Genomic DNA, 13367 nt, shown 5'->3' with positions numbered 1-13367 from the left:
AGAGCATCTAGATGCATGCTCTCAGATATATGCTTTCTGTCATGCAGTCATTTGCGAGCATACAGATGCTCGCTTGCTGTAATCAAGTCGCTTAGGATGTGACGCATGGAGACTTCGACCGAGAGCACACGGCGGACGGCCGTCCTCGACGCCGTGGGCCCGGCGTTCTCGCGCCTGCGCCGAACGGCGGCGCTGAACGTCGAGGAGGGGGTGTCCCGCAAGGACATGACCCGGACCCTGGTGCTCAACGTGGTCCAGGACGGCCCCGAGCACGACGGCCAGGAGATCACCGTCGGCGTGGTCGCCGAGCGGCTCGCGGTCGACCCGTCGGTGGCCAGCCGGATGGTCTCCGACTGCATCACGGCCGGTTACCTGGTGCGCGCCGCCTCGCAGGCGGACGGCCGCCGCACCATCCTGCGGCTCACCGACGAGGGCGACCGGATGCTGGACCGCTTCCGCGCCCACCAGCGCTCCGCGTTCGAGCGGATCACCCGGGACTGGCCGGACGGCGAGCGGGTCGAGTTCGCCCGGCTGCTGATCAAGTACGTCGACTCCATCAGCGAGCTGCAGAACGGCAGTTGACGGAGGAGGTCCGCGCACCGACCCGGCCGCGGGTCGGTGCGCGGACCTCGTTCAGCGAGCCAGCACCTGCCGCAGGACGCGCTCCAGCGCACCGGCCGGATCGCCGTCCGGGGCCGCCCCGACGGCCCGCCAGGCGACGAAGCCGTCCGGGCGGACCAGCACCGCCCCCGCCGGCCCGATCCCGTACGCCGGGCCGAACCCGCCCTCCGGGTCGGCCGGTTCGGCACCGATCAGGTGCGCCGTCAGGCCGACGCCGAGCCGTTCGGCCACCCCGGCCGCGGCGGCGGCCCAGGCGGCGCCCCGCTCGCCCGCCAGCAGGACGAAGCCCCGCCCGAACAGGCCGAGCGTGCCGGCCGGCCCGTCCGCACCCGCCGGCACCAGGTACGGTGCCCGGGTGCCGGGCCGCCCGCCGAGGGCCCGTGGGTCGGAGGTCACCGGAAGCGGCTCCGCCCCGTCCTCGGCGACCACCGCCGCCGAGCGGTAGGACTGACCCATCGTCACCGTGAGCGCGTCCTCGACCAGCGCCCGCTGCTCCTCGGTGGCGCTGCCGGAGCGCACCGCGAGCTGCAGGGACCCCTGGGCGGCGGTGTGTTCGCCGACCGGGCGGCGCTCCGCGTCGTAGCTGTCCAGCAGCTCGGGGCCGGCCTCGCCGCGCACCACCAGGGCCAGCTTCCAGGCCAGGTCGCGCGCGTCGGCGATCCCGGTGTTGGCGCCGTAGCCGCCGGTCGGCGGGATCACGTGGGCGGCGTCCCCGGCGAGCAGCACCCGGCCGTGCCGGAAGCCCTCGGCGACCTGCTCGGCCATGTCCCAGGGGAAGCGCGAGCGGATGGTCACCTCGACCCCCGGGTCGCCGATCGCCGCGCTCACCAGCTCGCGGCAGCGCTCGTCGGTGAAGTCCGCCAGGCCCTCGCCGTCCTGCGGCGACCAGCCGACGATCAGGGTGCCCTCGGTGAGCGTGTCGTCGTGCACCAGGATGCCGGTGACCTGAGGGTTCTTCACGTGGACGACGCTGTACCGGCGTTCGCCGAGGACGGGCGCCAGATCGGCCCCGAACGCGATGCTGACGTGCCGGGAGAGCACGCCGCGCCCGTGCCGGGGCACCTTGAGCGCCTCCCGCACGGTCGAGCGGGGCCCGTCGCAGGCCACCAGCCAGCGGCTGCGCAGGGTGGAGGTGGAGCCGTCCGAACCGAGCACGGCGGTGACCCCGTCCGGGGTCTCGTCGAAGGAGAGCAGCTCGGTGCCGAACCGCAGGTCCGCCCCGAGCTCCTCGGCCCGGGCCCGCAGCAGCGGCTCCAACCGGTCCTGCGGGAGCAGCAGCAGCCGGTGCGGGGTCAGCCCCGCGAGCTCGTCCGCGCCCTCCAACTCCTCGCGGGCGAACAGCACTTCGCCGGCCAGCGAGACCACGCCGGCCCTGGTCCGGTGCCGCTCGAAGCCGGCCGCCGCCCGCTCGGCGGCCTCCGCCACCCCGGCCTGCGCCAGCAGTTCGACGGTCCGCGGGTAGTAGCCGACGGCGCGGGGGTGCACCGAGGTGGAGGGGTGGCGCTCCACCAGGGTGGCCCGTACGCCGTGGTGGGCCAGGAACAGCGCGGTCGACAGGCCCACCAGGCTGCCGCCGACGATCAGTACGGGTGCGTCCGTCGAACTCATCGAAGTCCCTCTCGTGGTGCGGGTGGTGGTCAGGGGGTGGGGAGGCCGGCCTCCTGGAGGGCCAGGTAGTCGACCACCTCCCAGTGCTCGGCGACCTTGCCGCGCTCGATCCGGAACTGGTCGCAGGTGCGCATCTCCAACCGGGCGTCGGACGGTCCGCCGCCGCTCCAGGCGCCGGTGAGGGTGCCCCGCCAGGTGACGAAGACCATCACCCGGTCGCCGGAGGCCACCACGTGGTCGACGTCGGTCACCAGGTCGGGGAAGGCGGCGATGTTGTCGGCGAAGAAGGCCTTGAACGCCTCCAGGCCGTCCGGCACCGCGTCGGTCCGCACGTTGTGGTGCTTGTAGTCCGGGTGGTAGTACTGCTCGGCCAGCTCCAGCCGGTGCTCGCTGAACACCTCCCGGTAGGCGTCCAGGACCAGCTGGGCGTTGGCCCGCTCGGCCTCGGTGTGCGGGCCGTGCAGGCCGGGCGAGGCCGGCTGGCCGGGCTCCGCCGGGCCGGTGCCCTGAGCGGCCAGCGCGGCCCGGTCCACCACGTTCCAGTGCTCGGCCACCCGGCCGTCCGCCAGCCGGTACAGCTCGGCGGTGTGCAGCAGGAAGCCGCCCGGGCTGCGCCAGGTGGCGAACAGCATCACCCGGTCCGGGCCGGCCACCAGGTGGTCGACGGTGGCGGCCAAGCCCGGGTGACGGGTGGTCAGGTCCTTCCAGTGGCGGCGGAAGTTCTCGGTGCCGCCGCCGAGCAGCGCGTCGTGGTCGGTGTAGCCGGAGTGGAAGAACTCCTCGGTCCGGTCGAGCTGGTGCTCGCCGTGCAGCACCCGGTACAGCTCGCGGACGGTGCGCTCGTTCCCGGCGGGGGCGTCGGTGCGTCTCTCGGTGGTCATCGGTCCTCCGGTGGGTTCGGGTGGTCAGGCCTTGAGCGCGTACGTGGCCCAGGTGGAGTCGGTGGTGAAGCCGAGCCGGCGGTTGAGCGCCACCACGGCCTCGTTGCGGACGTCGTTGAAGACCTGGACCAGGGCGAGTCGCGGTTCGCGCGCGGCCGCGTCGAGCAGCAGCCCGGCCTTCAGCCAGGAGGCCAGTCCGCGGCGCCGGTGGCCGGGCAGGACGAGGGTCTCGCCCGCGTCGGCCATCGGGCTGTCCCGGACGAACAGCGTGCTGTAGCCGACCAGTTCACCGTCGGCCTCGGTCACCGCGGCCACCGCGTGCAGGCGGTGGCCGGCCCGCTCGGCCTCGGCCTCCCGGGCCCGGACGTCGGCCACGCCGGGGGCGGACATCCGGGCCTGCCCGTTGACCGGGGCGTCCAGTGCGGCCCAGGCCCGGGCGTATCCGGCCACCAGCGGATCGGGGCAGCGGCCGGTCCAGCGGACCAGCCGGTAGCCGGGCACCGGCCGTCCGGCGGCCTCCTCCAGCGCGGGCCGGGCCGGGCCGGCCGGCAGCAGCCGGCTGCGCAGCGTGGTGGCGGTGCACTCGGCGCCCAGCACCTCGGCGAAGGCCCGGGAGGCCGGTCCGGCCGGGGCGTCCACCAGGAGCGACGACCGTCCCAGCGACCGGAGTTCGGCCCGGGCCCGGTCGGCCAGGGCGGTGCCGGCGCCGCGCCGGCGGAAGGCCGGGAAGACCCAGAGCGAGCCGTGGCCCGGGCCGGCCGGATCGGCCAGGTCGAGGCCGAGCTTGACGCATCCGGCCGGCTCGCCGTCCGCGTAGGCGGCCAGCAGCAGGCGGTCGGCGCCGTGGCGGCGTTGGAACAGCCGGGCCAGCAGCTGCTCGGACACCGGGGGGTCGTGGGGCAGTTCGAGGCCCATGGTGGCCCGGAAGCCGGGCAGCAGGGCGGCGATGGTGGCCGGATCGTCTCCGTCCAGACGGCGAATCTCCATGGCCGCCACCCTGGCGGTCGGCCCTCGAAGCGCCGTCCAGGAGTGCTGGACGGCGCCCCGCGGACCCCGGCTCAGCGCAGTTCGATGGCCTGCACCGGGCAGGCCTGGGCGGCCTCCTCGACCTCCGGCTCCTCCTCGCGGACCGCGCCGCCGGGCAGCAGCGCGACCACCCCGCCCTCGTCCTGGGTGAACACGGCGGGCGCGTGCAGCACGCACATCGCCGCCCCGATGCACCGGCCGGTGTCCAGCTCGATGGCCACCGCGGGCTACCAGGCGACCGGCAGGGCGGCCACGCCCTGGAGCACGTACGGGGCGTTCAGCGGCACCTGGTCGCCGGGCACGGCCATCCGCAGGGTGGGGATCCGCCGGAACAGCGTGGCCAGTGCGATCTCCATCTCGGCCCGGGCCAGGTTCTGCCCGATGCACTGGTGGATGCCGTAGCCGAAGGCGACGTGCCGGCCCGCCCTGCGGGTGACGTCCAGCTCGTCCGGCCGCTCCCAGGCCCGCGGGTCACGGTTCATCAGCATGGTGGACATCATCACGCCCTCGCCGGCCCGGATGGTGGTGCCGGCGATCTCGATGTCCTCCGCCGCCACCCGGGGCAGCACGTCGCCGATCGAGGTGAAGCGCATCAACTCGTCCACGGCGCCCGGCCACAGGGACTCGTCGGCCCGCAGCCGGGCGAGCTGCTCGGGGTGGTCGAGCAGGGTCAGGGTGGAGAGCGCGATCATGTTCGAGGTGGTCTCGTGCCCGGAGACCAGCAGCAGCGAGCAGATCATCGCCAGTTCGTCGCGGTCGAGCGCGCCCTCGGCCAGCTGATGGGCGATCAGCTGGTCGATCAGGCCCTCGCCCGGCTCCCGCTCCTTGCGGGCGATCAGCCCGTACAGGTAGTGCAGGATCTCGGTGAACGACTTCCGGGCCAGCTCCGCCTCGTCCTCGCCCGCGGAGGAGAGCACGTGCCGCGAGCGTTCGTCGAAGAAGGAGCGGTCCTCGTAGGGCACCCCGAGCAGGGCGCAGATCACCGCCGAGGGCAGCGTCAGCGCGTAGGAGGCCAGCAGTTCGGCCTCGGAGCCGGCGGCCAGCATGGCGTCGATCAGCTCGTCGGCGATCCGCTGGATCTCGGGCCGCAGCTCGGCGACCCGGCGGATACCGAAGCCGGGGATCACCATCCGGCGCTGCCGGCCGTGGTCCGGGTCGTCCACCCCGACCAGCGGCGGCGCGGCGTGCTGCTGGGTCTGCGCGGCGATCCGGGGGGCCAGGAACGGGAAGGCCGGGTCCAGCACGTACGAGGAGAGCCGGTGGTCAGGGAAGAGCGCCCGGCCCTCGGCGTTCCCGGACACCAGCCAGACCTGCCGGCCGTCGTAGAGCGTCACCCGGGACAGCGGCTCGCCGTCGCGCAGTTGCTCGTAGCCGACGGGCATCCGGTACGGGCAGGTGCGCTCCATCGGGTAGGCGGGTGCCGCGGTGGGCTGGGCGGGGGTCTCCGACACGGTTGTCCTCCTGGGTGAGCGGTCCGCCGGTGAGCTCGGCGAACGCCATTGAGCCCCGTGGCCCTCAAGGAGTCCTGGAAGGACCCTCGAGGGCCGCGGGGCCCGGTTCGGACGGGAGCCGACGGGGCGTCAGGCGCCGCCGGTGACCCGCAGGGTCTCGCCGTTGACGTTGCCGTTGGCCGCCGAGCCGAGGAAGACCACCGCCCGGGCCACGTCCTCCGGCACCGACATCCGGCCGGAGGGCAGGGTGCGGCCCTTCTCCTCCAGGACGGCGGCCGGGACGTGCGCGCGGACCGTCTCGGTCAGGGTCTGCCCCGGCACCACCATGTTCACCAGGATCCCCTCCGGGCCCAACTCCCAGGCCAGGCTGCGCATCAGGCCGTACAGGCCGGACTTGCCCGCCCCGTAGGCGCCCGCCCCGGGCTTGCCGGTGTCGGCCAGTCCGGCGCCGATCAGCACCACCCGGCCCCACTCCCGCCCGCGCATCGCGGGCAGCGCCGCCTGCAGGGTGTGGAAGGTCGCGTCCAGCGAGTTGTGCAGCACCTCCTGCCACTGCTTGGCCGGCACGTCCTCGAACCGGGGCACCGGCCGGCCGGGCCTGGGGATGGCCTCGCTCCACACCACCGCACTGGCCACCAGGACGTCGATGCCGCCCCACTCCTCGGCGACCCGCCCGACCGCCTGCCGGATCGACTCCTCGTCCGTCAGGTCGTAGCGGACCACCAGCGCGGTGCCTCCCGCCCCGGCCACCTGGGCCGCCGTCAGCTCGGCGCCCTCCCGGTCGGTGTGGTAGGTGACCGCCACCCTGGCGCCCTCCGCGCCGTAGGCCACCGCCGTCGCCCGGCCGATGCCCGAGGAGGCGCCGGTGACCAGGACGACCTTGTCCCGCAGAGCTGTGATCACGGTGCTGCCTCCGTCATGAGCCGGGCCGGACGCTCTGTCCGTGCCGGAAGAAGTCCTCGGGGTCGTAGGCCCGCTTCACGGCGCGCAGCCGGGCCGCGTTCGCGCCGAAGTGGGCCTCCTCCCAGTCCGGGGCGACCCGGGAGCTGGGGAAGTTGACGTACGAGCCGCAGGCCAGCGGGGCCAGCGCCAGCTCGGCCCGGTCGGCCCAGGCGGTGAGCTCGGCGGCGGTGTCCGGGCCGGGCTCCCGGCAGGCGATCTGGTAGCCCGTCAGGAACCGCGCGGTGCGGTGCGGGTAGGCGGTCTCGCCGACCGGGACCCGGTTGGCCGCGCCACCGAGCGCGATGCACAGCAGGTAGCGCTCCCGGTCGATCGACGGGTCCCAGGCGGCCAGCAGCGCGGCCGCCTCGGCCCGGGTGGCGGGCCGGTCGGTGAGCCGGTAGCTCTGCCGGGTGTACGGGTGCCGGTGCCCCTCCGCCTCCGGGTTGTGGCCGGTGCGGTGGCACTGCTGCACCGTCTTGGAGTCGCACAGCGCCTCGTGCATCACCCGGGAGTACCCGGCCCGCTCGCCGACCGTGCGGACCATCGGCTTGCGCCCGGCCCGCTCGGCCAACTCGTCCAGCAGCAGCTCCAGTTCGGCCGTGGAGCCGAGGTGGACGCCCCAGATCTTCAGCACCGGCTCGCCGGCCGGCCCGAACATCCCGGGCAGAACCACCAGCGAGCAGCCCAGCCCGTCCGGGGCGTCGGTGCACCACTCCTGCCAGGCCGTCAGCAGCCCGGCCGCGTCCCCGTACTCCCAGAGCGTCTCGAACCCGGTCAGCTCCGGCGCGTCCACCGGCCGCACCTCGAACTCGGTGACCACCCCGAAGGTGCCGCCCCCGCCGCCGCGCAGCGCCCAGAACAGGTCCGGCTCCTCCCGCGCCGAGCAGCGGACGGTCCGGCCGTCGGCCAGCACCACGGTGGCGGCCGTCATCCGGTCGCTGCCGACGCCGAACGCGCGGGTCTGCCAGCCGAGGCCGCCGCCGGTCAGGAAGCCGGCCGCCCCGACGGTCGGGAAGGTGCCGGTGACGATCTGCCGGCCGAGCCGCCCCAGCGCGTCCAGCGCCTCCAGGGACTGGGTCCCGGCCCCCAGCCGGACGGTGCCGGGGCCGAGCGAGACCCGGTTCATCCGGGAGACGTCCACCACCAGCCCGGGCCCGGTCGACCAGCCGTTGAAACTGTGTCCGCCGCTGCGCAGGTGGACCGCGAGGCCCTGGTCCCGGGCGTGCCGCAGGCACTGCCGGACATCATCGGCGCTCTCGCAGTACGCGATCCCGTACGGGGTGACGGTGTCGTACTCGGTGTTCTGCAGTTGGCGGGCGTACGGGTAGCCCGGGTCGGACGGCAGGACGAGTTCGCCCTGGAGCCGGTCGCGCAGCATGGTCCCTCCAGTGGAGCCGGGCCGGCACCCGGTCGGGTACCGGCCCGGCGGCGCGGTGTGCGGGTGACGGTGTGCGGGTGGCGGTGCGAGGGCGGCTACTTGTCGATGCCGAACTTGCGGGCGGTCACCTTGGCGCCGTCGTGGCCGCGCAGCAGCTCGCCCCGCGGGTCGTAGAAGTTGGCACCGCCGGTGCCCTCCCAACTGCCGTCCCCGGTGAGCTTGCCCTCGACGTGCACGCGGGCCTCGCCGACGTGCACGCCCTCCTCGTTCACGGCCAGGATGTGGAAGTTGTAGCTGAAGGTCCCGTCGCCGGTGCTCTCCCAGTTGCCCAGTCCGATGTTCTTGGTGTTCACCTGGGTCGAGGTCACCCGCCCGTCCGCGCTGAAGGCGACCAGCCCGGGCACGGACTTCCCGCCGTCGTCCAACGCGGTGGTCCAGGTCCCCACCAGCCGTGCGTCGGTCATGAGAGCTCTCCTTCTGGGTCATCGGATCCGTCGTCGGACAGGCTGCTCCGCGCTTCTCAAACGGGGCTCGAAGGGGCCTGGAGCCCGCCACCGCCGGCGGTCCGCCAGGACCGTGCCGCGCGGTGTCCGGCCGCCCAGCCGGGGACCCCGGCCCGCGCGCGGCGCGGCTCCCCGGCGGCCCGGCGCGCCACGGCGGCCAGCACCGCCGCGAGCACCGCCAGCTCCCGCGGGTCGGGCCGCCCCCTGACGACCCGCCAGGTGCCTTGGTCCGCCGCGCGGTCCTGCTCCGCCCCGGCCATCAGAGCGGCGGGTTGCCGTGCTTGCGGCTGGGCAGCTCCGCGTGCTTGGCCCGCAGCATGGCCAGCGCCCGGATCAGCACCGACCGGGTCTCGGCCGGGTCGATCACGTCGTCCACGAGGCCGCGCTCAGCCGCGTAGTAGGGGTGCATCAGCTCGGTCCGGTACTCCTTGATCCGCTGCGCCCGGACCGCCTCCGGGTCCGCCGCCTCCGCGATCTCCCGGCGGAAGACCACGTTGGCCGCGCCCTCGGCGCCCATCACGGCGATCTCGTTGGTCGGCCAGGCCAGCGAGAGGTCCGCGCCGATCGAGCGGGAGTCCATCACGATGTAGGCGCCGCCGTAGGCCTTGCGCAGGATCAGCTGGATCCGCGGCACGGTGGCGTTGCAGTACGCGTACAGCAGCTTGGCGCCGTGCCGGATGATCCCGCCGTGCTCCTGGGCGACCCCGGGAAGGAATCCGGGCACGTCCACCAGGGTCACCAGCGGGATGTTGAAGGCGTCGCAGAACTGGACGAAGCGGGCCGCCTTCTCGCTCGCCCCGATGTCCAGCACCCCGGCCAGCGCGGTCGGTTGATTGGCCACCAGACCGGTCACCTTGCCGTCCATCCGGGCCAGCGCGCAGATGATGTTGGGCGCCCACCCGGGCTGGAGCTCCAGCACCTCCCCGTGGTCGACGAGCTCCTCGATCACCTCGCGCATGTCGTACGCCTGGTGGGGGCCGGCCGGGACGAGGTCGAGCAGCGCCTCCGTCCGGCGGTCGGCCGGGTCGGTGCAGGGCTCGTCCGGCGGCAGTTCGCGGTTGTTGGAGGGCAGCAGCGAGAGCAGGTACCGGACCTCGGCCAGGCAGCTCGCCTCGTCGTCGTGGGCGAAGGTGGCCACCCCCGAGACGTCGGCGTGCACGTCGGCGCCGCCCAGCCCGTTCTGGCTGATCCTCTCGCCGGTGACCGCCTGGACCACGTCCGGGCCGGTGATGAACATCTGCGAGGTCTCGCGGACCATGAAGACGAAGTCGGTCAGCGCAGGGGAGTAGGCCGCCCCGCCGGCGCACGGGCCGAGCATCACCGAGATCTGCGGGATCACCCCGGAGGCCCGGGTGTTGCGCCGGAAGATGCCGCCGTAGCCGGCCAGCGCGGACACCCCCTCCTGGATCCGGGCGCCCGCCCCGTCGTTGAGCGAGACCAGCGGGGCACCGGCCGCCTCGGCCAGGTCCATCACCTTGTGGATCTTCTCGGCGTGGGCCTCGCCGAGCGCGCCGCCGAAGATCCGGAAGTCGTGGGCGTAGACGAACACCGTCCGGCCGTGCACGGTGCCCCAGCCGGTCACCACCCCGTCGGTGTACGGCCGCCGGTCCTCCAGGCCGAAGCCGGTGGCCCGGTGCCGGCGCAGCGCCTCGACCTCCTGGAAGGAGCCCTCGTCCAGCAGGAGGGCGATCCGCTCGTGCGCCGTCAGCTTGCCCCGGGCGTGCTGCCGTCGGGTGGCGCGCTCGTCCGGGCCGGCGACGGCCGACTCCTTGATCCCGGCCAGCTCGACCAGCCGCTCCCGCAGGTGCGGCACCGCCTCGGTGGCGTCCGTCCGCGGCGTCACCCCCGCTCCTCGGACAGCTGCCGCTGGAGCCGCGCCTCCACCTCGGTGAGCGGGACGCCCGGGCACATCCGCTCCGGGTGCAGCGGCGGCGGCCCGGCCGGGTACTGGTCGGTGGGCGGCCAGGGCGGTGGCAGCGGAGCGAAGAACCAGACACTGCCCAGCACGGCCAGGGCTCTGGCCGCCCAGCGCAGGACGTCTCCGGTCGTCAGGTGGTGGGGCATGGGCGCTCCTCTGCCGTTCGGGCCCTCTTGACGGGCCCTACGGTCGCCCCGGACTCTCGACCGGCGGTCGAGACCTACTCGAACCACCCGCCGTCCCGTTCCCGCTCCCCGTCCCCGTTTCCCGCGCACGCGAAGGGCCCCCGCCGCGGAAGGTCCGTGACGGGGGCTCTGGGCCCTGGAGGGTGACGCGGCGTCAGCCGGCCTCGGCCGCGCGCTGCCCGCGCTTGTCGAGCGAGGCCAGGTAGGCGTTGTACGCCGCCAGCTCGGCGTCGCCGTCGCGGTCCGCCTTGCGGTCGCGGCGGCGGGCCTGGCGCTCCTCGGACTTGGCCCACTGGAGGGTGAGCGCGATCAGCACGATCGCGGTCGGGATCTCGCCGAACGCCCAGGTGATGCCGCCGGCGATCTTCTGGTCGTTCAGCAGGTCGGTGCCGGGCGGGGCCATCGCGCCGTCGAAGGTCTTCACCAGCGGGTGGGTGGCCATCATCACGGCCACGCCGAAGAAGGCGTGGAACGGCATCCCCATGAACAGCTCGATGATCCGCATCACGTACCCCGGCCGGTTCGGGCCCGGGTCCACGCCCATGATCGGCCAGAAGAACAGCATGCCGACCGCGAGGAAGTGCACCATCATCCCGATGTGCCCGATCCGGTACTGCATCAGGAAGTCGAACAGCGGGGTGAAGTAGAGCGCGTACAGGCTGGCCACGAAGAGCGGGATGGTGGCCGCCGGGTGCGAGACGATCCGCACGTACCGGCTGTGCAGCACCGCGACCAGCAGCTCGCGCGGGCCGCGGCCGCTGCCCTTGGGGGCCGGGCGCAGCGAGCGCAGCGCCAGCGTGATCGGGGCGCCGAGCAGCAGCAGGATCGGCGAGAGCATGGAGAGCACCATGTGCTGGATCATGTGGGCGCTGAACAGGGCCATGCCGTAGTCGTTCAGTCCGGTGTTGGTCACCAGCAGCACGGTGCCGATGCCCAGCACCCAGGCCAGCGTGCGGCCGACCGGCCAGCGGTCGCCGCGCCGCGCCAGGCGGACCACGCCCGCGCCGTACAGGGCGAGCGCCAGCAGGGAGCCGATCAGGAACGGCCAGTCGGTGGACCAGACCAGCGCCGAGCCGGGGGTGAAGGGGCCGAGCGGCTCCATCCCGCCGTGGTGCATCCCGGAGTGGTCCATCCCGGTCATACCGTCGCCCATCGGCGGGTCCTGCTTTCCCTCGTCACTGCCGGACGGCCCGTCAGGTCCGGTTCGTCCGATTTTGCTTCGAGGGTCAGCCTAGGCGCCGCTTATCCGCCCGCCGCACCCGGGGGCGTCACGGCCTGTCGAGGTGGTCGCCCGGGACGGCCAGTTCATCCACGGCTCCGGCGGCGACCACCGCGCCGGTGGAGCGGCGGCCCCGGCGCAGCCGGCGCTCCAGCCAGGCGGCGAAGGTGGTGAGGGCGAAGTTGAGGATCACGAAGAGGACGGCGACGACGGTGAAGCTGGCGATGGTGTTGGCCCCGTAGTTGGCGCTCATCGGGCGGACGGAGGCGAGCAGCTCGGAGAAGCCGAGCAGGGCGCCGCCGAGCGCGGTGTCCTTCACGATCACCACCAGCTGGCTGACGATGGCCGGCAGCATCGCCGTCACCGACTGCGGTAGCAGCACCGAGCGCATGACCTGGCCCTTGCGCAGCCCGATCGCCATCGCCGCCTCGCTCTGGCCCTTGGGCAGGGCGAGGATGCCGGCCCGGACGATCTCGGCCAGCACCGAGGCGTTGTAGAGGACCAGGCCGGTGACCACCGCGTACAGCGGGCGGCTGTCCGGGCTCACGTCGGTGAACTCGGAGTAGGCGGCGTTGGCGAAGAGCATCAGGATCAGCACCGGCACCGCGCGGAAGAACTCCACCACCACCCCGGCGGGCAGCCGCACCCACCGGTGGTCGGAGAGCCGGGCGATGCCGAACACCGCGCCCAGCGGCAGGGCGATCGCCATCGCCAGCGCGGCGGCGATCAGGGTGTTCTCCAGCCCGGGCAGCAGGTAGGTCTCCCAGGCCCGGCCGTCGGCGAAGAACGGCCGCCACTTCTCCCACTCCAGCTGGTTCTTGGCGGCCAGGGAGCTGACGACCCACCAGAGGAGCCCGCCGAGCGCCAGCAGGAAGGCCACCGCCAGCAGCCGGTTGTGCCGCCGGGCCCGGGGGCCCGGTACGTCGTAGAGGGTCGAGGGGGACTCGGAGGGGGACTTCACCGCTTCACCGAGACCTTCCGGCCCACCCAGCCCAGGAACAGCCCGGCGGGCAGGGTGAGGCAGACGAAGCCGAAGGCGAAGACCGCGGAGATCAGGATCAGCTGGGCCTCGTTCTCGATCATCTCCCGCATCAGCGCGGCCGCCTCGGCGACCCCGATCGCGGCGGCCACCGTGGTGTTCTTGGTGAGCGCGATCAGCACGTTGGCCAGCGGGCCGACCACCGAGCGGAAGGCCTGCGGCAGCACCACCAGCCGCAGCACCTGGGGGAAGGTCAGGCCGAGCGCGCGGGCCGCCTCGACCTGGCCGGCCGGCACCGTGTTGATCCCGGCCCGCACCGCCTCGCAGACGAAGGCCGAGGTGTAGGCGGTCAGGCCGAGCACCGCCAGCCGGAAGTTGACGGAGGTGAAGTCGTCGGCGCCGAGCGAGACGCCCAGGGTCTGGAACAGGCCCAGCGAGGTGAAGACGATGATCACGGTGAGCGGGATGTTGCGGACCACGTTCACGTACGCCGTGCCGAAGCCGCGCATCAGGGGCAGCGGGCTGACCCGCAGCGCGGCCAGCACCGTGCCCCAGACCAGGGAGCCGAGGGCGGCGTACAGCGTCAGCTGCACCGTCACCCAGAAGGCGCCGAGCAGGTCGTAGCCGTCGAGGAAGTCGAACACCGGAGCCGCCGC

Annotated in this window: 15 protein-coding genes; 1 reads left to right on the top strand and 14 read right to left on the bottom strand. The window is 73.7% G+C overall.

What is annotated here, in order from left to right:
• The first annotated feature begins 105 nt into the window (after window positions 1-105).
• A complete protein-coding gene (locus ACWEPF_RS19415; RefSeq protein WP_345280877.1) occupies window positions 106-582 on the top strand; it encodes a MarR family winged helix-turn-helix transcriptional regulator in 477 nt (158 codons plus the stop codon).
• A 51-nt stretch (window positions 583-633) separates the two neighbouring features.
• On the opposite strand, the gene ACWEPF_RS19410 is transcribed toward ACWEPF_RS19415, so the two are convergent.
• The 14 genes from ACWEPF_RS19410 to ACWEPF_RS19345 form a co-directional block, all read right to left on the bottom strand.
• The gene (locus ACWEPF_RS19410; RefSeq protein WP_452173560.1) at window positions 634-2229 is read right to left on the bottom strand and encodes an FAD-dependent oxidoreductase; all 1596 of its coding nucleotides are present in this window, start codon (window positions 2227-2229) and stop codon (window positions 634-636) included.
• Between the two features lie 29 nt (window positions 2230-2258).
• Complete coding sequence (locus tag ACWEPF_RS19405; protein ID WP_452173559.1) at window positions 2259-3110, bottom strand: ester cyclase; 852 nt, start codon at window positions 3108-3110, stop codon at window positions 2259-2261.
• A gap of 24 nt (window positions 3111-3134) precedes the next feature.
• Window positions 3135-4097, bottom strand: coding sequence for a GNAT family N-acetyltransferase (locus tag ACWEPF_RS19400; RefSeq protein WP_452173558.1), 963 nt, complete (start codon window positions 4095-4097; stop codon window positions 3135-3137).
• A gap of 71 nt (window positions 4098-4168) precedes the next feature.
• Window positions 4169-4357, bottom strand: a complete 189-nt coding sequence (locus ACWEPF_RS19395) for a ferredoxin (RefSeq protein WP_452173557.1) — start codon at window positions 4355-4357, stop codon at window positions 4169-4171.
• Window positions 4358-4363: 6 nt separating this feature from the next.
• On the bottom strand, window positions 4364-5587 hold the full coding sequence (locus tag ACWEPF_RS19390; RefSeq protein WP_452173556.1) for a cytochrome P450: 1224 nt from the start codon (window positions 5585-5587) through the stop codon (window positions 4364-4366).
• A gap of 129 nt (window positions 5588-5716) precedes the next feature.
• Window positions 5717-6490, bottom strand: coding sequence for an SDR family NAD(P)-dependent oxidoreductase (locus tag ACWEPF_RS19385; protein WP_452173555.1), 774 nt, complete (start codon window positions 6488-6490; stop codon window positions 5717-5719).
• Window positions 6491-6503: 13 nt separating this feature from the next.
• Window positions 6504-7907: an FAD-binding oxidoreductase gene (locus tag ACWEPF_RS19380; RefSeq protein ID WP_452173554.1), complete on the bottom strand. Its 1404-nt coding sequence runs from the start codon at window positions 7905-7907 to the stop codon at window positions 6504-6506.
• 95 nt (window positions 7908-8002) lie between these two features.
• The gene (locus tag ACWEPF_RS19375) at window positions 8003-8371 is read right to left on the bottom strand and encodes a hypothetical protein (RefSeq protein WP_452173553.1); all 369 of its coding nucleotides are present in this window, start codon (window positions 8369-8371) and stop codon (window positions 8003-8005) included.
• 56 nt (window positions 8372-8427) lie between these two features.
• Entirely contained in the window at window positions 8428-8670 is a 243-nt protein-coding gene (locus ACWEPF_RS19370) for an acyl-CoA carboxylase epsilon subunit (RefSeq protein WP_452173552.1), read from the bottom strand.
• Window positions 8670-10253: an acyl-CoA carboxylase subunit beta gene (locus tag ACWEPF_RS19365; RefSeq protein ID WP_452173551.1), complete on the bottom strand. Its 1584-nt coding sequence runs from the start codon at window positions 10251-10253 to the stop codon at window positions 8670-8672. The genes ACWEPF_RS19370 and ACWEPF_RS19365 overlap by 1 nt, the downstream gene beginning before the upstream one ends.
• Window positions 10250-10474, bottom strand: coding sequence for a DUF6059 family protein (locus ACWEPF_RS19360; protein ID WP_452173550.1), 225 nt, complete (start codon window positions 10472-10474; stop codon window positions 10250-10252). Before ACWEPF_RS19360 ends, ACWEPF_RS19365 begins: the two co-directional genes overlap by 4 nt.
• Window positions 10475-10667: 193 nt before the next feature.
• Complete coding sequence (locus tag ACWEPF_RS19355) at window positions 10668-11645, bottom strand: cytochrome c oxidase assembly protein (RefSeq protein WP_452173581.1); 978 nt, start codon at window positions 11643-11645, stop codon at window positions 10668-10670.
• 136 nt (window positions 11646-11781) lie between these two features.
• Entirely contained in the window at window positions 11782-12693 is a 912-nt protein-coding gene (locus ACWEPF_RS19350; RefSeq protein WP_452173549.1) for an amino acid ABC transporter permease, read from the bottom strand.
• A complete protein-coding gene (locus tag ACWEPF_RS19345) occupies window positions 12690-13355 on the bottom strand; it encodes an amino acid ABC transporter permease (RefSeq protein ID WP_345280854.1) in 666 nt (221 codons plus the stop codon). Before ACWEPF_RS19345 ends, ACWEPF_RS19350 begins: the two co-directional genes overlap by 4 nt.
• Window positions 13356-13367: the final 12 nt, after the last annotated feature.

It is taken from the genome of Kitasatospora sp. NPDC004289, from assembly GCF_053602875.1.
This window is presented reverse-complemented; position numbering and strand designations above follow the sequence as displayed.